This window comes from Streptomyces sp. NPDC002130 (assembly GCF_040296465.1).
GTDB lineage: Bacteria > Actinomycetota > Actinomycetes > Streptomycetales > Streptomycetaceae > Streptomyces.
On record NZ_JBEOXI010000060.1, the window covers coordinates 1 to 18,875 of the forward strand.

18 protein-coding genes are annotated in these 18,875 nt (G+C 72.9%); 13 read left to right on the forward strand and 5 right to left on the reverse strand.

All coding sequences use genetic code 11. The annotated features are described in order from the left end of the window. The first annotated feature begins 32 nt into the window (after positions 1 to 32). The gene (locus ABT116_RS14315) at positions 33 to 362 is read left to right on the forward strand and encodes a rhodanese-like domain-containing protein (RefSeq protein ID WP_351632479.1); all 330 of its coding nucleotides are present in this window, start codon (positions 33 to 35) and stop codon (positions 360 to 362) included. Positions 363 to 392: 30 nt separating this feature from the next. On the opposite strand, the gene ABT116_RS14320 is transcribed toward ABT116_RS14315, so the two are convergent. Further along, positions 393 to 1,526, reverse strand: coding sequence for an acyl-CoA dehydrogenase family protein (locus ABT116_RS14320; RefSeq protein WP_351632393.1), 1,134 nt, complete (start codon positions 1,524 to 1,526; stop codon positions 393 to 395). A gap of 289 nt (positions 1,527 to 1,815) precedes the next feature. On the opposite strand from ABT116_RS14320, the gene ABT116_RS14325 reads away from it, so the two are divergent. The 3 genes from ABT116_RS14325 to ABT116_RS14335 are packed head-to-tail and all read left to right on the forward strand — an operon-like array spanning position 1,816 to position 4,537. Continuing rightward, complete coding sequence (locus ABT116_RS14325; protein WP_351632481.1) at positions 1,816 to 2,583, forward strand: DUF5819 family protein; 768 nt, start codon at positions 1,816 to 1,818, stop codon at positions 2,581 to 2,583. Next, positions 2,580 to 3,791, forward strand: a complete 1,212-nt coding sequence (locus ABT116_RS14330) for an HTTM domain-containing protein (RefSeq protein ID WP_351632396.1) — start codon at positions 2,580 to 2,582, stop codon at positions 3,789 to 3,791. The genes ABT116_RS14325 and ABT116_RS14330 overlap by 4 nt, the downstream gene beginning before the upstream one ends. Beyond that, on the forward strand, positions 3,788 to 4,537 hold the full coding sequence (locus ABT116_RS14335) for a TrmH family RNA methyltransferase (protein WP_351632399.1): 750 nt from the start codon (positions 3,788 to 3,790) through the stop codon (positions 4,535 to 4,537). The genes ABT116_RS14330 and ABT116_RS14335 overlap by 4 nt, the downstream gene beginning before the upstream one ends. A gap of 69 nt (positions 4,538 to 4,606) precedes the next feature. On the opposite strand, the gene paaN is transcribed toward ABT116_RS14335, so the two are convergent. Continuing rightward, the gene (gene paaN / locus ABT116_RS14340; protein WP_351632402.1) at positions 4,607 to 6,298 is read right to left on the reverse strand and encodes a phenylacetic acid degradation protein PaaN; all 1,692 of its coding nucleotides are present in this window, start codon (positions 6,296 to 6,298) and stop codon (positions 4,607 to 4,609) included. A 160-nt stretch (positions 6,299 to 6,458) separates the two neighbouring features. Here paaN and ABT116_RS14345 point away from each other — a divergent pair, with 160 nt between their 5' ends. The 3 genes from ABT116_RS14345 (at position 6,459) to ABT116_RS14355 (ending at position 8,959) form a co-directional block, all read left to right on the forward strand. After that, positions 6,459 to 7,976, forward strand: a complete 1,518-nt coding sequence (locus ABT116_RS14345) for a 3-hydroxyacyl-CoA dehydrogenase (RefSeq protein WP_351632405.1) — start codon at positions 6,459 to 6,461, stop codon at positions 7,974 to 7,976. Next, complete coding sequence (locus ABT116_RS14350) at positions 7,973 to 8,563, forward strand: TetR/AcrR family transcriptional regulator (RefSeq protein WP_351632408.1); 591 nt, start codon at positions 7,973 to 7,975, stop codon at positions 8,561 to 8,563. The genes ABT116_RS14345 and ABT116_RS14350 overlap by 4 nt, the downstream gene beginning before the upstream one ends. A gap of 87 nt (positions 8,564 to 8,650) precedes the next feature. Continuing rightward, the gene (locus ABT116_RS14355; protein WP_351632411.1) at positions 8,651 to 8,959 is read left to right on the forward strand and encodes a hypothetical protein; all 309 of its coding nucleotides are present in this window, start codon (positions 8,651 to 8,653) and stop codon (positions 8,957 to 8,959) included. Between the two features lie 17 nt (positions 8,960 to 8,976). On the opposite strand, the gene ABT116_RS14360 is transcribed toward ABT116_RS14355, so the two are convergent. Next, positions 8,977 to 9,462, reverse strand: a complete 486-nt coding sequence (locus tag ABT116_RS14360; protein ID WP_351632484.1) for an Lrp/AsnC family transcriptional regulator — start codon at positions 9,460 to 9,462, stop codon at positions 8,977 to 8,979. A 190-nt stretch (positions 9,463 to 9,652) separates the two neighbouring features. Here ABT116_RS14360 and pdhA point away from each other — a divergent pair, with 190 nt between their 5' ends. From pdhA to ABT116_RS14390, 6 genes are all read left to right on the forward strand, one after another. Continuing rightward, a complete protein-coding gene (pdhA, locus tag ABT116_RS14365; protein WP_351632414.1) occupies positions 9,653 to 10,804 on the forward strand; it encodes a pyruvate dehydrogenase (acetyl-transferring) E1 component subunit alpha in 1,152 nt (383 codons plus the stop codon). Continuing rightward, positions 10,801 to 11,805 (forward strand): alpha-ketoacid dehydrogenase subunit beta, encoded by a 1,005-nt coding sequence (locus tag ABT116_RS14370; protein ID WP_351632417.1) that lies wholly within the window; start codon positions 10,801 to 10,803, stop codon positions 11,803 to 11,805. The genes pdhA and ABT116_RS14370 overlap by 4 nt, the downstream gene beginning before the upstream one ends. After that, positions 11,805 to 13,247: a dihydrolipoamide acetyltransferase family protein gene (locus tag ABT116_RS14375; RefSeq protein ID WP_351632420.1), complete on the forward strand. Its 1,443-nt coding sequence runs from the start codon at positions 11,805 to 11,807 to the stop codon at positions 13,245 to 13,247. The genes ABT116_RS14370 and ABT116_RS14375 overlap by 1 nt, the downstream gene beginning before the upstream one ends. Positions 13,248 to 13,333: 86 nt before the next feature. Beyond that, entirely contained in the window at positions 13,334 to 14,335 is a 1,002-nt protein-coding gene (locus ABT116_RS14380) for an NTP transferase domain-containing protein (RefSeq protein WP_351632423.1), read from the forward strand. Continuing rightward, on the forward strand, positions 14,332 to 15,720 hold the full coding sequence (locus tag ABT116_RS14385; RefSeq protein WP_351632426.1) for a molybdopterin molybdotransferase MoeA: 1,389 nt from the start codon (positions 14,332 to 14,334) through the stop codon (positions 15,718 to 15,720). Before ABT116_RS14380 ends, ABT116_RS14385 begins: the two co-directional genes overlap by 4 nt. Beyond that, positions 15,717 to 16,826 (forward strand): potassium channel family protein, encoded by a 1,110-nt coding sequence (locus ABT116_RS14390; protein ID WP_351632429.1) that lies wholly within the window; start codon positions 15,717 to 15,719, stop codon positions 16,824 to 16,826. Before ABT116_RS14385 ends, ABT116_RS14390 begins: the two co-directional genes overlap by 4 nt. Before the next feature lie 108 nt (positions 16,827 to 16,934). Here ABT116_RS14390 and ABT116_RS14395 read toward each other — a convergent pair whose 3' ends face one another. Together ABT116_RS14395 and ABT116_RS14400 are read right to left on the reverse strand one after the other, a co-directional pair. Then, positions 16,935 to 17,783 (reverse strand): ABC transporter permease, encoded by an 849-nt coding sequence (locus ABT116_RS14395; RefSeq protein WP_351632432.1) that lies wholly within the window; start codon positions 17,781 to 17,783, stop codon positions 16,935 to 16,937. Next, on the reverse strand, positions 17,780 to 18,799 hold the full coding sequence (locus ABT116_RS14400) for an ATP-binding cassette domain-containing protein (RefSeq protein ID WP_351632434.1): 1,020 nt from the start codon (positions 18,797 to 18,799) through the stop codon (positions 17,780 to 17,782). The genes ABT116_RS14395 and ABT116_RS14400 overlap by 4 nt, the downstream gene beginning before the upstream one ends. Positions 18,800 to 18,875: the final 76 nt, after the last annotated feature.

Below are 18,875 nucleotides of genomic sequence, written 5' to 3' on the forward strand. Positions count from 1 at the left end.
GTAGCGTCGGACACATGAGTTTTGGAGCTGGTGTGCCCACGGTCGCGGTCGCGGACCTCAAGGACGGTGACTTCCTGCTGGACGTCCGGGAGGACGACGAATGGAAGGCCGGCCACGCCGCAGGGGCGCTGCACATCCCGATCAGCGAGTTCGTCGCCCGGTACGGCGAGCTGACCGAGGCCGCCCCGCAGGACGGCCGGGTCCATGTGATCTGCCGTTCGGGCGGCCGGTCCGCCCAGGTCACGATGTACCTGGCCCAGCAGGGCGTCGACGCCGTGAACGTCCACGGCGGCATGCAGGTGTGGGAGGCGGCGGGCCGTCCCGTCGTGACGGACGACGGGCAGCAGGGGTTCGTCCTCTAGGGACGCCCCCCACGGGGCCTGTCCCGTGGATCAGGCCGGTGGGTGGGCGGCCAGGAGGTCGCCCAGGGCCTCCTCGTGTGCCGCGGCCGGGCCGAGTGAGAGTTCCAGGTGCTTGGCCCAGGCGTGGTAGCGGTGCAGGGGATAGTCAACGTCGGCGCCGAACCCGCCGTGCAGATGCTGCGCGGTCTGCACGACCCGGCGGACGCCCTCCGCCGCCCAGATCTTGGCGACGGCCACGTCACCGGCGGCGGGCAGCGGGCCCGGAGCCCCGGAGGCGATCCGCCAAGCGGCCTGCCACAGCGTGGCCTCCATCGCGCGCAGGTCGATGTAGCGGTCGGCGGCCTGCACGGCGACGGCCTGGAAGGTCGCGATCGGGAACCCGAACTGCTCCCGCTCACCCGTGTACTGCGCGGTCATCCGCAGCACGCGCTCCCCGAGCCCGAGCGCCAGCGCACACGTCCCGGTGGCCAGCAGATCCCGCAGCCACTCCCACGCCCCGTCGGTGTCGATCACGTCCCGGGCCGCGAGCCGTGCCGACGTCAGCCGCAGCTCGCCGAGCCGCTCGCCGCTGGTGGAGAACTGCTCGGCGAGGTGGGTCCCCTCGTGCCCGCGCGGCACCAGGGCCAGCACGGTCCGGCCGGTGCCGGTGTGTGCGGGGACGAGCGTGACGTCCGCGTCGTAGGCCCACGGGACCGCCGTCTGCACGCCGTCCAGCACCCAGGCCCCGCCGTCCTGCCGGGCGGTCACGGACTGTTCGGCCGGGTCGTGGCCGGTGCGGCCGTGCGCGGCGACGGTCAGGACGGTCTCGCCCCGGCCGGCCCGGGCGAGCAGGTCCGCCTTCGCCTCCTCACCGCCGTAGGCCTGGACGGCCGCGGCCGCCGCGCTGCTCTCCAGGAGGGGGACCCTGGCCAGTACCTGTGCCGACTCCCGCAGCACCAGGCAGAGCGCGATGGCGTCCAGGCCGGCCCCGCCGTACCGCGCGTCGAGCAGCAGGCTCAGCAGGTCGGCGTCGGCGAGCCGGGCCCACAGGGCGCGGTCGTACGTCTCGGCGACGGCGCCCGGGGTGAGGGCCGGGCTGGGCACGGCGTCGGGGGCGACCCCGGCGAACACGCCCTTCGCCGCCTCGGCCGCCGCCTGCTGCTCCTCGGTGAAGGTGAAGTCCACGGTGCCTGTCCTTCCGGCGATCCCGTTGAGCTGACGGGGCGCCAAGATAGAACAGGTTCTAGAAGAAGGGAATGGGTGTACGGGCGGGCGCCGTAGGGTGTCACTCGCCGTGCGGTCGGCCTCCCCGGTGTGGCGACGGCCACGGTGGGAGGGGCGGACAGGGGCTGTGCGCGGGTGGGTCTCCTGAGTACCGTGCCGGTGCCGATGCCGCGCAGTGCCGCGCGGGCGGTGGGACGCCCTCGCGGCCGGGCGGACGGAACGACGGACCGGGATCGTGGAACGGGGCGGAATGGACGCGCACGACGAGGGCTCGAACGCCCGGCACGGCCCGGACGCGCCGAACCGTCCGGGCCCGCCCGGCGAGCAGGACGTACCGGTGGACCTGCCCGGTGAACCCCGCACCGGCATCGCCGCTCTCTCCCTCCGCTACCAGGTCGGTGTCGCCCTGGCGCTCGCGGTCGTCGCCATCGGGGTGTGTGTGCACCTCGGGATGACGTTCCTGCACGTCGCGCCGGCGAACACGGTCACCAAGGCGCACGGCGAGGCCGTCGACGACTGGATCTATCCGGAGTTCGAGCAGAACTGGAAGCTCTTCGCGCCGAACCCGCTCCAGCAGAACATCTCGATCCAGGTCCGTGCCTGGGTCCGCGGGCCGGACGGCATGACGTCGACCACCGGCTGGTACGACCTGTCCGCCGAGGACGGCCGGGCCATCGACGGCAACCTGCTGCCCAGCCACACCCAGCAGAACGAGCTGCGCCGGGCCTGGGACTTCTTCGTCGCGACGCACGACGGCGAGAACCGCCCGGTGGGCCTGCGCGGAGCGCTCTCGGAAGCGTACCTGCGCCGGATCATGGTGCTGCGCCTGCACGACGACGACGCGGTGCGAGCCGCGACCGGGGGGGCCGGTGTCATCGAACGGGTGCAGGTGCGCTCCCGCACCAGCAACGTGCCGCCGCCCGAGTGGAGCCGGGAGAAGGTCTCCATGACGCCGTCCTACCGGGAGCTGCCGTGGTGGAAGGTGCCGCAGGACGAGGCCGAGGGAGGGGTGCGGTGAACCGCCTCTCGCTGGCCGTCTCGGGCGCCATAGCCCGCGTCACCGAGGCCGCCCTGGGCCCCTACCAGACGGCCGTCATCCGTATCGGCTTCAGCGCCACCTGGCTGCTGTTCCTGCTCCGCGAACTCCCCCACCGGCACGAGCTGTACGGTCCCGACGGTCCCTGGAGCTGGGATCTCGCCCAGCAGCTGGTCGGGTCCAACGGCTCCTTCACCGTCCTGATGTGGTCGGACGGCGGGCTCTGGTTCGAGATCGTCTACGCGCTCGCGGTCCTCTCCAGCGCCCTGCTGATGCTGGGCTGGCGCACCCGCACCATGTCGGTGCTGTTCATGGTGGGTGTGCTGTCGCTGCAGAACCGCAGCGTCTTCATGGGCGACGGCGGCGACAACGTGCTGCACCTGATGTCGATCTACCTGGTGTTCACGCGGTGCGCCCAGGTGTGGTCGCTGGACGCCGGGCGGGCCGCGCGGGAGCGGGCGGCCCGCGCGCGGGGCGAGCGGGTAACCGACCGGACCGGCCCTGCTCTGTGGGGCGTGCTCGGGTTCGTGCTGGTCGCGGTGACCCTGGTCGGCCGGATGCAGGGCGACTGGCTGATACCGGCGCTGCTGTGGACGGTGTGGGCGGTGCAGGGGCTGTGGTGGCTGGCCGGGCGCCGGGCCCGGACCGGTGAGCCGCGGATCATGCTGGACGTCGTCGCGAACATCGTGCACAACGGCGCGCTGCTCGTGATCATGGCGGAGGCGTGCCTGATCTACGCGACGGCCGGCTGGTACAAGATCCAGGGCTCCCGCTGGCAGGACGGCACCGCGGTCTACTACCCGCTCCACCTGGAGTACTTCTCGCCCTGGCCGACACTCGCCGATCTGCTGTCCACCAGCGGCACGATGGTGATGCTGGTGACCTACGGGACGGTCCTGGTGCAGGTCGCCTTCCCGTTCACGCTGTTCAACCGGCGGGTGAAGAACGTCCTGCTGGCGGTCATGATGGCCGAGCACGCCGTGATCGCCGTGGTCCTGGGTCTGCCCTTCTTCTCGCTGGCGATGATCGCGGCGGACGCGGTGTTCCTGCCGACGGGCTTCCTGCGCCGCCTGGGCGACCGGGCGGCACGCGCGCGTGACCGGCTGCCGCGCCGGGGCGGTCGGGCGCCGGTCCCCGGGCAGCGTGCGCACGAGAGCCCCGAGACCGCGCACGTAGGCTTCGGGGCATGACCGACCCCGTGACCGCCTGGCACCGGCTCGCCGGTGACACCGTCCTGCTCGACGGGTTCCACGCCCTCAAGCACGCGCTGCGTTTCGGCGCGGAGGTGCCGGTGGCGGTCACCGCCGACCGGACGGCCACCCTCGCCCTCGCCGACGAGCTGGCCCCGGACGTGCGGGACGCTCTGGCCGGGCTGCTGAGCGAGGTGCCGCACGCGACGTACGCGTCGTTCGTGCCGCGCCCGCACCCCACCGCCGTGGCCGCGCTGGCCGTACGCCCGTCCCGTTCCGCCGGTCTCGCGAAGCTGGCGGCAGTGCCGCGCAGGGCCCCGGTCGTGGTCCTCGACAATCCGCGCAACCTGGGCAACGCCGGGGCGGTGATCCGCCTGGCCGCCGGCTTCGGCGCCACGGGCGTGGTGACGACCGGGACGCTCGACCCCTGGCACCCGACGGTCGTGCGGGGCGGGGCGGGTCTGCACTTCGCGACGACGGTGGAGCGGCTGGCCGTCGACGAGCTGCCGCAGAGCCCGCTGTTCGCCCTCGACCCGGAGGGCGACGACATCCGGGGCGTCAAGCTCCCGGACGACGCCGTCCTCGCGTTCGGCTCCGAGCGCACGGGCCTGTCGAGGGAACTCCGCGCCCGCGCGGACCACCTGCTGTCCCTGCCGATGCGCCCCCAGGTCAGCAGCTACAACCTGGCGACGAGCGTGGCCATGACCCTGTACCACTGGAGCGCGGGTTCTGGAGCGCCCCTCTAGGGGCGCGGGGAACTGCGCGAACAACCACGAACGACCGGCACTCGCGCATTCACCGCACCCCCCGGGCTCCTAGGCGTCCCTGCGCACCTCGACCACCCGGAACCGGTTGGCCACGAACGCCCCGTCACACAGCGCCGCACTCGCCGCCGGGTTGCCGCCCGACCCGTGGAAGTCGGAGAACGCGGCCGTCTGGTTGACGTACACCCCGCCCGTGAGGTTCAGCGACAGCTGCGCCGCCTCCTCCAGACAGGCCTCCTGCACGTCCTGCTCGACCTCCGGGTCGGTCGTGTACGCCCCGACGGTCATCGCGCCCTTCTCCCGCACGGTCCGCCGCAGCAACTCCACCGCATCGGACGCGGAATCGACCGCGACGGCGAACGACACCGGCCCGAAGCACTCGCTCATGTACGCGGCCTCGTCGTCCGGCTTGGCCCCGTCCAGCTTGACGATCACCGGCGTACGGACGACGGCCCCCGGGAAGTCCGGGTTGGTGATCTCCCGGGAGGCCAGGGCGACCTCGCCCAGCCCCGAAGCGGCCTCCAGGCGGGCCTTCACGTCCGGGTTGACGATCGCCCCGAGCAGCGCGTTCGCCCGGGCGTCGTCGCCCAGCAGCCCGTCCACGGACCGGGCGAGATCAGCGACGACCTCGTCGTACGACTTCGGGCCCTGGTCCGTGGTGATGCCCTCGCGGGGGACGAGGAGGTTCTGCGGGGTGGTGCACATCTGGCCGCTGTACAGGGACAGGGAGAACGCCAGGTTGGAGAGCATGCCCTTGTAGTCGGACGTGGAGTGGACGACGACGGTGTTGACGCCGGCCTTCTCCGTGTAGACCTGCGCCTGGCGGGCGTTGGCCTCCAGCCAGTCGCCGAACTCGGTCGATCCCGTGTAGTCGATGATGCGGATCTCGGGGCGCAGCGCGAGCGTCTTGGCGATGCCCTCGCCGGGGCGTTCGGCGGCCAGCGCCACGAGGTTGGGGTCGAAGCCGCTCTCCGCGAGCACCTCGCGGGCGACCTGCACGGTGAGGGCGAGCGGCAGCACCGCGCGCGGGTGGGGCTTGACCAGGACCGCGTTGCCGGTGGCGAGGGAGGCGAACAGGCCCGGGTAGCCGTTCCACGTCGGGAAGGTGTTGCAGCCGATCAGCAGGGCGATGCCGCGCGGGACCGGAGTGAACTGCTTGGACATGGCCAGTGGGTCGCGCTTGCCCTGCGGCTTGGTCCACTCGGCGTTGTCGGGCGTGCGCACCTGCTCCACGTACGCGTAGGCCACCGCCTCCAGGCCGCGGTCCTGCGCGTGCGGGCCGCCCGCCTGGAACGCCATCATGAACGCCTGGCCGGAGGTGTGCATGACCGCGTGCGCGAACTCGTGCGTCCGGTCGCTGATGCGCTTGAGGATCTCCAGGCAGACCACCGCGCGCTGCTCCGCGCCCGCGTCCCGCCAGGCCCGCTGTCCGGCCTTCATGGCGGGCAGCAGCACGTCGAGGTCCGCGTGCGGGTACGTCACGCCCAGGTCGACGCCGTACGGGGAGGTCTCACCGCCCACCCAGTCGTCCGTGCCCGGCTGGCCGAGGTCGAGGCGGGAGCCGAGCAGGGCGTCGAAGGCGGCCTTGCCCGCCGCCGCGTCCAGGCTGCCGTTCTCCCCGTAGGCCTTGGGGTGCTCGGGGTGCGGGGACCAGTAGGCGCGGGTGCGGATCGCTTCCAGCGCCTGGTCGAGGGTGGACCGGTGCCGGGCGATCAGCTCGTGCGCCGAGAGTGCGGCGGTCATGGGTGACCAACTCCTCGTCTCAAGAACTCCTCGTCGAGTTCATGACCTGGGCAGAAACCTGGGCAGGAACACTCGGACAGAGCTAGAGTAACCGAACGATCGGTCGGTTCAAGGGGGTCCGCCGCATCTGTGGAAAACCCCGTGCGGGAGGATCGCGCACATGACAGCACTCGACCTCAGCAGCCCCGTGGCCGTCGTCGGCACCGGCACCATGGGCCAGGGAATCGCCCAGGTCGCGCTGGTCGCGGGCCATCCCGTACGGCTGTACGACACCGTCCCCGGGCGGGCCCGGCAGGCGGCCGCCGCGATCGGTGCCCGACTGGACCGGCTCGTCGAGAAGGAGCGGCTCACCGGCGCCGACCGGGACGCCGCCCGGGCCCGGCTGCTGCCCGCCGAGGACCTCGCCGAGCTCGCGGACTGCGCCCTGGTCGTCGAGGCCGTCCTGGAGCGGCTGGACGCCAAGCAGGCGCTGTTCGGCGAGCTGGAGGGCATCGTCTCCGAGGACTGCCTGCTCGCCACCAACACCTCGTCGCTGTCCGTCACCGCCATCGGCGGCGCCCTGCGCGCTCCCGGCCGGTTCGTCGGACTGCACTTCTTCAACCCCGCGCCACTGCTGCCGCTGGTCGAGGTCGTCTCCGGCTTCGCCACCGACGTCACCTACGCCACGCGCGCGTACGAGACCGCCCGCGCCTGGGGCAAGACGCCCGTGGCCTGCGCGGACACCCCCGGCTTCATCGTCAACCGCATCGCCAGGCCCTTCTACGCCGAGGCCTTCGCGGTGTACGAGTCGCAGGGTGCCGACCCGGCCACCATCGACGCCGTGCTGCGCGAGTCGGGCGGTTTCCGGATGGGCGCGTTCGAGCTGACCGACCTGATCGGCCAGGACGTCAACGAGTCGGTCACGCGCTCGGTCTGGGAGTCCTTCTTCCAGGACGTGCGCTTCACGCCGTCCCTCGCCCAACGGCGCCTGGTCGAGTCGGGCAGGCTGGGCCGCAAGACCGGCCACGGCTGGTACGACCACGGTGACGGCGCCGAGCGCCCCGAACCGGACACCGCCGACGAGCGGCAGCCGCCCGCGTACGTCGTCGCCGAGGGCGATCTGGGCCCGGCCGCCGAGCTGCTCGCGCTGATCCGCGAGGCGGGCATCCCGGTCCGCGACGAGGACGAGGACAGCGGCAGCCGCCTGGTGCTGCCGAGCGGCGGGCAGCTGGCCCTGGCCGACGGGCAGACCTCCGTGGAGTTCCGCGACGTCGTCTACTTCGACCTCGCGCTCGACTACCGCAAGGCCACCCGGATCGCCCTGTCCGCCTCCCAGGACACCTCCCCGCAGACCCTCGCCGAGGCCATCGGCCTCTTCCAGGCGCTCGGCAAGCAGGTCAGTGTCGTCGGCGACGTGCCGGGCATGATCGTCGCCCGCACGGTGGCGCGGATCATCGACCTGGCGCACGACGCCGTCGCCAAGGGCGTCGCCACCGAAGAGGACATCGACACCGCGATGCGCCTCGGCGTCAACTACCCCCTGGGCCCCTTCGAGTGGAGCCGCCGGCTCGGCCGCTCCTGGGCCTACGCGCTCCTGGACGACCTCCACCTGCGCGACCCCTCGGGGCGCTACGCGCCCTCCCTCGCGCTGTACCGCCACGCCCACGCCTCAGACAAGCGGGAGGGCACCGCCTCATGACCACCGCCAAGCGCGACACCTACACCCCGGACACGCTGCTGTCCGTCGCCGTCCGGGTGTTCAACGAGCGTGGCTACGACGGCACCTCCATGGAGCACCTCTCCAAGGCGGCCGGCATCTCCAAGTCGTCGATCTACCACCACGTGACCGGCAAGGAGGAGCTGCTGCGCCGGGCCGTGAACCGGGCCCTGGACGGGCTCTTCGGGATCCTCGACGAGGAGCACGCGCGCGTGGGACGCGCCTCGGACCGTCTGGAGTACGTCGTCCGGCGCATGGTCGAGGTGCTGATCACCGAGCTGCCCTACGTGACCCTGCTGCTGCGGGTGCGCGGCAACACCGACACCGAGCGGCGGGCCCTGGAGCGGCGCCGCGACTTCGACCACCGGGTCGCCGACCTGCTCAAGGCGGCCGCCGCGGACGGGGACGTGCGCGCCGACATAGAGGTCCGGCTGGTGACCCGGCTGGTCTTCGGCATGATCAACTCGATCGTCGAGTGGTACCGGCCGGACGGGCGCGGCATGAGCGAGCGGGAGGTGGCCGACGCGGTGGTGCAGCTGGCCTTCGGGGGTCTGCGCAAGGCCGCCTGACGCGACCCCTGCGTGAGTACCCGCACGCGGGCGGGATGAGTACGCGTGACGATGTCCCGGCCGTCCCCCGGTGATGGGCTGGGGCGCATGCCCGCAACCGACGCGCCGCCCTCTCCCGCCGCCCACCGGACGTGGTGGCGGGCCCCGCTCGTGGCCACCCTGCCCGGCCTGCCGCTGCTGGCACTGGAGTACCGCTGGTTCGCCGCCCAGGACGGCCCCGGCGCCTTCTCGGGCGTGCTGTACTGGGCGGCCGGCCTGCTCGCGCTCGCCTGGGTGCTGCCGCACCGCCGGTCCCTGCGCGGACTGCGGATCGCGGCGGCCGGCACCGGGCTCGGCTGCGCGCTGCTCCCGGTGACGTTCGCGGTGCTGCTCGGCGTCGCGATGGCCGCGAGCTGACGGGCGTGGCCCGGCCGCTATCCCTGCGGTTCCAGGTCCTCCTCCTCGAACACCAGCAGGGTGCGCGTGCTGAGCACCTGCGGGATGGCCTGGAGCCGGGTCAGCACCAGCTCGCGCAGGGACCGGTTGTCGGAGACGTGGACCAGCAGCAGCACGTCGAAGTCGCCGCCCACCAGGGCGATGTGGGAGGCGCCGGGCAGCTGTCTGAGCTCCTCGCGCACCGTGCGCCAGGAGTTCTGCACGATCTTCAGCGTGATGTACGCGGACGTTCCCTGACCTGCCCGCTCGTGGTTGACGCGGGCGCCGAAGCCACGGATGACACCGTCCTCGACGAGCCGGTTGATGCGGGCGTAGGCGTTCGCCCGGGAGACGTGGACGCGCTCGGCGACCGACCGTATCGAAGCGCGGCCGTCCGCCTGGAGCATGCGCAGGATGTCCTGATCTATGGCGTCCAGGGGTCGCGGCGGCGGCAGCACGCCGCTGTCGCCCTGTCCTTCGGCCATTTGTTCAGATGCCACCTGCGCCGACCTCCCCGCCATGGACGTACTGCGTCCATCTCAGGCTGTGGAGAACCGTTTGTCCACAGCCTGAGGCCACCCATAGCCAAATTGTGCCGTCGACCGAACAATCGGTAGGTGAGGCGGGTCACAGCCGACGCGCCTCTTCGAGCCGCTCCCACGAGGAGGTGCCGTCATGACGGTCATGGAGCAGCGGGGCGCGTACAAGCCCACCCCGCCGCCCGCCTGGCAGCCCCGGACGGATCCCGCGCCGCTGCTGCCCGACGCCGAGCCGTACCGCGTCCTCGGCACCGAGGCGGCCACGAAGGCCGACCCCGAGCTGCTGAGGACGCTGTACGCGCAGCTGGTGAAGGGCCGTCGCTACAACGCGCAGGCCACCGCCCTCACCAAGCAAGGCCGTCTCGCGGTCTACCCCTCCACCACCGGCCAGGAGGCCTGTGAGGTCGCCGCCGCCATGGTCCTGGAGGAGCGCGACTGGCTCTTCCCGAGCTACCGCGACACGCTCGCCGTGGTGGCCCGGGGCGTGAACCCCGTCGAGGCGCTCACCCTGCTGCGCGGTGACTGGCACACCGGCTACGACCCCTACGAGCACCGGGTCGCCCCCCTGTGCACCCCGCTCGCCACCCAGCTGCCGCACGCCGTCGGCCTCGCGCACGCCGCCCGCCTCAAGGGCGACGACGTGGTCGCGCTGGCCATGGTCGGCGACGGCGGCACCAGCGAGGGCGACTTCCACGAGGCGCTGAACTTCGCCGCCGTCTGGCAGGCCCCGGTCGTCTTCTTCGTGCAGAACAACGGCTTCGCGATCTCCGTCCCGCTCGCCAAGCAGACCGCGGCCCCGTCGCTGGCCCACAAGGCCGTCGGCTACGGCATGCCCGGCCGCCTGGTCGACGGCAACGACGCCGCGGCCGTGCACGAGGTCCTCTCCGACGCCGTACGCCACGCCCGCGCGGGCGGCGGCCCCACCCTAGTCGAGGCGATCACCTACCGCGTCGACGCCCACACCAACGCCGACGACGCGACCCGCTACCGCGGCGACGCCGAGGTCGAAGCCTGGCGCGAGCACGACCCGATCCGGCTGCTGGAGCGCGAGCTGACCGGGCGCGGCCTGCTCGACGAGGCCGGCATCGAGGCGGCCCGCCAGGACGCCGAGACCATGGCCGCGGCCCTGCGCCAGCACATGAACCAGGACCCGGTGCTCGACCCGATGGACCTGTTCGCCCACGTCTACGCCGAGCCCACCGGGCAACTGCGCGAGCAGCAGGCCCAGCTGCGGGCCGAGCTGGAGGCCGAGGCCGACACCGCTCCGGAGGAGGGCACGCACCGATGACCACCGTCGCCGTCAAGCCGGCCACCATGGCGCAGGCCCTCACGCGCGCGCTGCGCGACGCCATGGCCGCCGACCCCGCCGTGCACGTCATGGGCGAGGACGTCGGCACCCTCGGCGGCGTCTTCCGCGTCACCGACGGACTCGCCAAGGAGTTCGGCGAGGACCGCTGCACGGACACCCCGCTCGCCGAGGCCGGCATCCTCGGCACCGCGGTCGGCATGGCCATGTACGGGCTCCGGCCGGTCGTGGAGATGCAGTTCGACGCGTTCGCCTACCCGGCGTTCGAGCAGCTCATCTCGCACGTGGCCCGGATGCGCAACCGCACCCGCGGCAGGATGCCCCTGCCGATCACCATCCGCGTCCCCTACGGCGGCGGCATCGGCGGCGTCGAGCACCACAGTGACTCCTCCGAGGCGTACTACATGGCGACTCCGGGGCTCCATGTCGTCACGCCCGCCACGGTCGCCGACGCCTACGGGCTGCTGCGCGCCGCCATCGCCTCCGACGACCCGGTCGTCGTCCTGGAGCCGAAGCGGCTGTACTGGTCGAAGGACTCCTGGAACCCGGAGGGGCCGGCGCCCGTCGAGCCGATCGGCCGCGCCGTGGTGCGGCGCCCGGGCCGCAGCGCCACGCTCATCACGTACGGGCCGTCCGTGCCGGTCTGCATGGAGGCCGCCGAGGCGGCCCGGGCCGAGGGATGGGACCTCGAAGTCGTCGACCTGCGCTCCCTGGTGCCGTTCGACGACGAGACGGTGTGCGCCTCGGTGCGGCGGACGGGCCGTGCGGTCGTCGTCCACGAGTCGGGTTCCTTCGGCGGCCCGGGCGGGGAGATCGCGGCCCGGGTCACGGAGCGCTGCTTCCACCATCTGGAGGCGCCGGTGCTGCGGGTGGCCGGGTTCGACGTCCCGTATCCGCCGCCGATGCTGGAACGCCACCACCTGCCCGGTGTGGACCGGATCCTGGACGCCGTGGGGCGTCTGCAGTGGGAGGCCGAGAGCTGATGGCACAGGTGCTCGAGTTCAAGCTGCCCGACCTCGGTGAGGGGCTCACCGAGGCGGAGATCGTGCGCTGGCTGGTCGAGGTCGGCGACGTCGTCGCGATCGACCAGCCGGTCGTCGAGGTCGAGACGGCCAAGGCGATGGTCGAGGTGCCGTGCCCCTACGGCGGGGTCGTCACGGCCCGCTTTGGCGAGGAGGGCACGGAACTGCCCGTCGGTGCACCGCTGATCACGGTGGCCGTGGGGGAGCGGCCCACTTCCGGCGCCGACGACACCGGCTCCGAGGGGTCGGGCAACGTCCTGGTCGGCTATGGCACCTCCGACGCACCCGCGCGGCGCCGCCGGGTACGGCAGGAGCGGCCGTTGTCCGGCGCGTCCGCGACAGCCGGTCGAGCCGGTGCCACCGGGCCGCTGAACGGGCGGGCGGACGCCGCCGCGTCCCCGGCCGACGCGCAGGCGCAGCCCGGTGGCCCCGTGACGACCGTGAACGGGCAGGCCGGCGGCCCCGGCCCGGACGACCGCCCGGTCCCCGTGATCTCACCCCTGGTGCGCCGACTGGCCCGGCAGAACGGCCTGGACCTGCGGGAACTGACCGGGTCCGGCCCCGACGGGCTGATCCTGCGGGCGGACGTCGAGTACGCCCTGCGCGCCGCGGGCCGGGGCACCACGGCGGCACCGGCGGCCGAGCCGCACCCGCCCGTGCCACAGGCAGCGAGCCCGGCCCTCACGTCCCGGCCCTCGGCGGCAGCGGCCCCCGGCGAGATCCGCACCCCGCTCAAGGGCATCCGGGGCGCCGTCGCCGACAAGCTGGCGCGCAGTCGCCGCGAGATCCCCGACGCCACCTGCTGGGTGGACGCGGACGCCACGGAGCTCATGCGGGCGCGCGCGGCCATGAACACGGCCGGCGGGCCGAAGATCTCCCTCCTGGCCCTGCTGGCCCGTATCTGCACCGCGGCCCTCGCGCGCTTCCCCGAGCTCAACTCCACGGTCGACGCGGAGGCCAGGGAGGTCGTCCGGTTCGACCATGTGCACCTGGGGTTCGCGGCGCAGACCGACCGGGGCCTGGTCGTCCCGGTCGTACGGGACGCGCACGCACGCGACGCCGAGGCGCTGACCGCCGAGTTCGCCCGGCTGACCGAGGCGGGCCGGACGGGGACGCTGACGCCGGGCGAACTCACCGGCGGGACCTTCACGCTGAACAACTACGGGGTCTTCGGCGTCGACGGCTCCACCCCGATCATCAACCACCCCGAGGCCGCCATGCTCGGCGTCGGCCGCATCGTCCCCAAACCCTGGGTGCACGAGGGCGAGCTGGCGGTGCGGCAGGTCGTCCAGCTCTCGCTCACCTTCGACCACCGGGTGTGCGACGGGGGCGTGGCGGGCGGCTTCCTGCGGTACGTCGCGGACTGCGTGGAACAGCCGGCGGTGCTGCTGCGGACGCTGTGATTCCTGTTCCGCCTCCGAGCCGGTGTTCGTGATCGCGTCGCTTCCCCCGCGTTCCGTGTGATCGCGGGGGCACGCATACTCGGGGGGTGACCGCCTACGAGTCCCCCGGTGAACCCGGCGCCGCCACCGGCCCCGCCCGGTACGACGCCGTCGTACTCGCCGGCGGTGCCGCCCGGCGCCTGGGCGGCACGGACAAACCCGGCGTGCGGGTGGGCGGACGGCCCCTGCTCGACCGGGTGCTCGCGGCCTGCGCCACCGCTCGCACCACCGTCGTGGTCGCCGCACCCCGGCCGACCGCACGGCCCGTGACCTGGGCCCGCGAGGACCCGCCCGGCGGCGGACCGCTCGCCGCGCTCGACGCCGGGCTCCGCCACACCACGGCCGAGCACGTCGCCGTGCTCTCCGCCGACCTGCCGTTCCTTCAGGAGACGACCGTCGGCCGCCTGCTGAGTGCACTGCGGGCCGGCGGCTCCGACGGTGTGCTGCTGACCGACCCCGGAGGCCGTGACCAGCCGCTCGTGGCCGCCTACCGCGCGCCGCGGCTGCGCGAGGAGCTCGCGCTCCTCGCCGACCGGCACGGCGCTCTCGCCGGTCTCCCCCTGCGGCGCCTCACCGCCGAGTTGGACCTCACCCGCATCTCCGACCCCGTCGCGTCCTTCGACTGCGACACCTGGGACGACATCGCCACCGCCAGGGCACGTATCAGGGAGCATGGGCACGTGTTGGATGAATGGATTTCCGCCGTCAAGGACGAACTGGGGATCGACCTCGATGTCGACACCCGCGGCCTGCTCGACCTCGCCCGCGACGCCGCCCACGGGGTGGCCCGGCCCGCGGCGCCGCTGACCACCTTCCTCGTCGGCTACGCGGCCGCGCAGGCGGGCGGAGGCCCCGAGGCGGTCGCCGAGGCGGCCCGCAAGGCCGCGGCCCTCGCCGACCGCTGGGCTCAGGAGAGCACGTCCGAATCCGGGCCCTCCGCCAGCGACTCGCAGCAGCCGCAGGGCGATGTGGCCGCGGACGGCTCGCAGCCCCCGCGGGGCGACGTGGCCCCCGACGCCACGCCCGACACCCGCCCGGACGCCGGATGACCCCGCACGGCGCCCGTGCCGGTGAGGACGCCGAGGACCTCGACGTCGAGGAGGTTCTCGCCCTCGTGAGGAACAGCAACGGCAACCACCTGCCCGACCCCGCGGCGCGAGGCGAGACGGACAGCGCCCGCACCTCCCACCAGCCGGATCCCGCCGACCGGCCCGACACCCGACACCGCGCCACCCCCTGGCCGGAGGCCCGGGCCCTGGCCGAGCGCGCCGGCCGCGACGCCGCCCGGGCCGCCCGTCGCGCCCCCGTCTCCGCACCCCTCGACACCGCCCTCGGCCTGACCCTCGCGGCCCCGCTCGACGCCCTCACCGACCTCCCCTCCTTCGACACCTCCGCGATGGACGGCTGGGCGGTGTGCGGGCCCGCCCCCTGGCACGTACGGGACGAGGGCGTCCTCGCCGGGCATGCCGCGCCCGGGTCCCTCACCGACGGCGAGGCCGTCCGGATCGCCACCGGCGCCCGCATCCCCCCGGACACCACCGCGGTCCTGCGCAGCGAGCACGGCCGCACCGACGACAAGGGCCGCCTGTACGCGACCAGGGACGTCGTCCCCGGCCAGGACATCCGCCCGCGCGGCCAGGAATGCCGTACCGGCGACCAGCTCCTCGCCGTCGGCACGCTCGTCACACCGGCCGTCCTCGGGCTGGCGGCGGCGGCCGGATACGACACCGTCACCGCAGTCCCCCGCGCCCGCGCCGAAGTCCTGGTCCTGGGTGACGAGTTGCTCACCCAGGGCCTGCCGCACGACGGTCTGATCCGGGACGCGCTCGGCCCGATGCTGCCGCCCTGGCTGCGGGCGCTCGGCGCCGAGGTCACCGCCGTCCGGCGCATCCGTGACGACGCCGACGCCCTGCACGAGGCCATCACCGCGTCCGGGGCCGACGTCATCCTGACCACCGGCGGCACCGCGGCGGGCCCCGTCGACCACGTGCACCCCACGCTGCGCCGGATCGGCGCCGAACTCCTCGTGGACGGCGTCAAAGTGCGCCCGGGCCACCCCATGCTGCTGGCCCGCATCACGCAGACCCAGCACCTCGTGGGCCTGCCGGGCAACCCCCTCGCCGCCGTCTCCGGCCTGCTGACGCTCGCCGAGCCCCTGCTGCGGACCCTCGCGGCGCGCCCGGCCCCCGAGCCGTACACGATGCCGCTCCGGGACGCCGTGCACGGGCACCCGCACGACACCCGGCTCGTCCCGGTCGTCCTGCGCGGCGACGAGGCCGTGCCGCTGCACTACAACGGCCCCGCCATGCTGCGCGGCATCGCGGCGGCCGACGCGCTGGCCGTGGTGCCGCCGGGCGGCGCACGTCCCGGGCAGGAGGCGGAACTGCTCGACCTGCCCTGGGCGTCCGGAGGAATCGGGGTGTGTTTCACGTGAAACTTCCGGGCCAGGACGCGATCGCCCGCCAGGCCGACGAACATCTGGTGACCTATCGGGTGAGACTCCCGAGGAAAGTGGTGGAGCACCCGATCCGCCAGGTCGCCAAGCGGCTCTCCATGGCGCTGTTCGTCCTCGTGCTGACCGCGCTGATCGTCTACGCCGACCGCGACGGCTACAACGACAACGCGGGCGGCGGCATCAGCCTCCTCGACGCGTTCTACTACGCGACCGTCACGCTCTCGACCACCGGCTACGGTGACATCACCCCGGCGAGCGAAAGCGCGCGGCTCACCAACATCCTCGTCATCACGCCCCTGCGGGTGCTGTTCCTGATCATCCTGGTCGGCACCACCCTCGAAGCCCTCACCGAACGCACCCGGGAGGAATGGCGACTGACCCGCTGGAGGTCCACGTTGCGCGATCACACCGTCGTCATCGGCTTTGGCACGAAGGGCAGGTCGGCGATCCGGACCGTTTGCGCGACGGGTCTGAAGAAGGAGCAGGTCGTCGTGGTCGACCCCAGTTCCAAGGTGGTCGACGCCGCGACCGCCGAGGGCTACGCGGGCATCGTCGGGGACGCGACCCGCAGCGAGGTGCTGCAGCAGGCCGAGGTGCACAAGGCGCGCCAGATCATCATCGCGACCCAGCGCGACGACACCGCGGTCCTGGTGGCGCTGACGGCCCGCCAGCTCAACCGCGGGGCGAAGATCGTGGCCACGGTGCGGGAAGAGGAGAACGCCCCGCTGCTCAAGCAGTCGGGCGCCGACGCGGTCGTCACCAGCGCCAGTGCCGCCGGCCGGCTGCTCGGCCTGTCCGTGCTCAGCCCCTCCGCCGGCATGGTGATGGAGGACCTCATCCAGCAGGGCAGCGGGCTCGACATCGTCGAACGACCGGTGGTGAAGGCCGAGGTGGGCAAGACGCCGCGGGAGGTCGCCGACCTGGTGGTGAGCGTCATACGCGGTCACCGGGTCCTCGGCTACGACGATCCGTCCGTCGGACGGCTGGAGTTGACCGACCGCCTCATCACGATCGTGCGGAAGACCCCGGCCACCCAGGTCGCGCCGGACATCCGCCCGATGCCCCCGATGCCCCGCAACAACTGACGGACAGAGCGGCCGGCCGGCGGCCCCGCATCCGCCCGGTGCACGACGGCCGGCCGCCCCGCACCCGTCCGGTGCGCGACGGCCGGCCGAAAGCCCGGGCCGTGAGGGCTACTTGCGGTTGTACAGCCGCATCGTGACCGGCCCGAAGACCAGCACGAACAGGGCCGCCCAGCCCAGCGACCAGGCGACCTCGTCGGCCGGCCAGTCGCCGCCCATCAGACCGCGCACCGCCGACGCCAGATGGGTGATGGGGCTGTTGTTCACGAACGCCTGCAGCCAGCCCGGCATGGTCTTCGGATCCACGAACACGTTGGACAGGAACGTGAGCGGGAAGATCACCATCATGCTGACGCCCATCACCGACTTCTCGGTGCGCAGCATCAGCCCGAACATCGTCCAGATCCACGAGAAGGCGAACGAGAAGGCCACCAGGAGCGCGATCCCGGCGAGCACACCGGCGACCCCGCCGTCCGGCCGGTAGCCGAGGATCATGCCGACGGTGAGCATCACGACCGACGCGATCGTGTACCGCAGGGCGTCACCGAGCAGATAGCCGACCATCGTCGACGGCCGCCAGATCGGCAGGCTGCGGAACCGGTCGAAGACGCCCTTCTCGATGTCGGTGTTCACGGAGACACCGGTGTACATCGTGATCATCACGACCGACATCACGAGGATGCCCGGCAGCAGGAACTGGATGTACTCCTTCGGCGAGCCGGCCAGCGCCCCGCCGAACAGGTACGTGTACATCAGCACCATCATGATCGGGAACGCCGTGACGTCGAAGAGCTGCTCCGGCACGTGCTTGATCTTGAGGATCGCCCGCCAGCCGAAGGTCATCGAGGCCGACCACGCGCTGGGCCGCGGCGGCCGCTCCTTGGAGACGAGCAGCGCGGCGAGGGACTCGGTGCTGACCGGGGCGAGCTCTTTGCTCTCGGTGGTCGTCGCGGTGCTCATGCCGCCACCTCGTCCTTCGGGTCGTCGGAGTGCTGGGCGGAGTCGTGCGTGTCGTGCCCGGTGAGGGCGAGGAAGACCTCGTCCAGGCTGGGCTGGCCCAGCGAGAAGTTGTCGACGGTGATCCCGGCGCGGGCCAGCTCGCTCAACGCGCGGGCGGACTGCTCGGCCGCGGAGTCGTCACTCGCCGCCGTACTGAGGCGGGCGGTGAGGGCCACGGGGTCGGGCTCCGGCTGCACCTGCGCGTCGAGGGCGCGGCGCAGCAGGTCGGCCGCGAGATCGCGCTGGTCGGGATCTCGGAGGCGCAGATGGACGGACCCGGCGCCGACGGACGACTTCAGCTCGCCCTTGGTGCCCTCGGCGATCACCTTGCCCCGGTCGATGACGGCGATCCGGGACGCCAGCTGGTCGGCCTCGTCCAGGTACTGCGTGGTCAGCAGCACGGTGGTGCCCTGGGCGACGACGGCCCGCACGATGTCCCAGACCTGGTTGCGGCTGCGCGGGTCCAGGCCGGTGGTCGGCTCGTCGAGGAACAGCAGGTCGGGGGTGTTGAGGATGGACGCGGCGATGTCGATGCGGCGCCGCATGCCGCCGGAGTAGTGCTTGACCTGCTTCGCGGCCGCGTCCGTGAGCCCGAAGGCCTCCAGGAGCTGGGCGGCGCGCTCGCGGGCGGCCTTCTTGTGGTGGCCGAGCAGCCGGCCCAGCAGGACCAGGTTCTCAGTGCCGGTGAGGTCCTCGTCCACCGACGCGTACTGGCCGGTGAGGCTCACCCGGCCGCGTACCTCGTCCGCCTCGCGGACGATGTCGTGACCGAAGACATGCGCTTCACCGCCGTCCGGCCGAAGGAGTGTGGCGAGCATCTTCACGGTGGTGGTCTTGCCGGCGCCGTTCGGGCCGAGGACGCCGTAGACCGTGCCCGCGGGCACGGACAGGTCGACGCCGTCGACGGCTCTCGTCTCGCCGAACGTTTTCACCAGGCCCGCGGTCTCGATCGCCAGGCCGGACATCTGCGTGCTCATGCTTCGGGTCCTTCCGCGTGCTTGGGCTACGCATGGAGAGACCTTTACCGTCGCGCAAACTCATCGGTGACGCACA

Excerpts from the sequence above, each read along its gene's own strand:
- ABT116_RS14375 (WP_351632420.1), top strand. The coding sequence starts at position 11,805 with ATGGCACAGGTGCTCGAGTTCAAGCTGCCCGACCTCGGTGAGGGGCTC.
- ABT116_RS14335 (WP_351632399.1), top strand. The coding sequence starts at position 3,788 with ATGACCGACCCCGTGACCGCCTGGCACCGGCTCGCCGGTGACACCGTC.
- paaN (WP_351632402.1), bottom strand. The coding sequence starts at position 6,298 with ATGACCGCCGCACTCTCGGCGCACGAGCTGATCGCCCGGCACCGGTCC.
- ABT116_RS14395 (WP_351632432.1), bottom strand. The coding sequence starts at position 17,783 with ATGAGCACCGCGACGACCACCGAGAGCAAAGAGCTCGCCCCGGTCAGC.
- ABT116_RS14345 (WP_351632405.1), top strand. The coding sequence starts at position 6,459 with ATGACAGCACTCGACCTCAGCAGCCCCGTGGCCGTCGTCGGCACCGGC.
- ABT116_RS14325 (WP_351632481.1), top strand. The coding sequence starts at position 1,816 with ATGGACGCGCACGACGAGGGCTCGAACGCCCGGCACGGCCCGGACGCG.
- pdhA (WP_351632414.1), top strand. The coding sequence starts at position 9,653 with ATGACGGTCATGGAGCAGCGGGGCGCGTACAAGCCCACCCCGCCGCCC.
- ABT116_RS14360 (WP_351632484.1), bottom strand. The coding sequence starts at position 9,462 with ATGGCCGAAGGACAGGGCGACAGCGGCGTGCTGCCGCCGCCGCGACCC.
- ABT116_RS14370 (WP_351632417.1), top strand. The coding sequence starts at position 10,801 with ATGACCACCGTCGCCGTCAAGCCGGCCACCATGGCGCAGGCCCTCACG.
- ABT116_RS14385 (WP_351632426.1), top strand. The coding sequence starts at position 14,332 with ATGACCCCGCACGGCGCCCGTGCCGGTGAGGACGCCGAGGACCTCGAC.
- ABT116_RS14355 (WP_351632411.1), top strand. The coding sequence starts at position 8,651 with ATGCCCGCAACCGACGCGCCGCCCTCTCCCGCCGCCCACCGGACGTGG.
- ABT116_RS14350 (WP_351632408.1), top strand. The coding sequence starts at position 7,973 with ATGACCACCGCCAAGCGCGACACCTACACCCCGGACACGCTGCTGTCC.
- ABT116_RS14400 (WP_351632434.1), bottom strand. The coding sequence starts at position 18,799 with ATGAGCACGCAGATGTCCGGCCTGGCGATCGAGACCGCGGGCCTGGTG.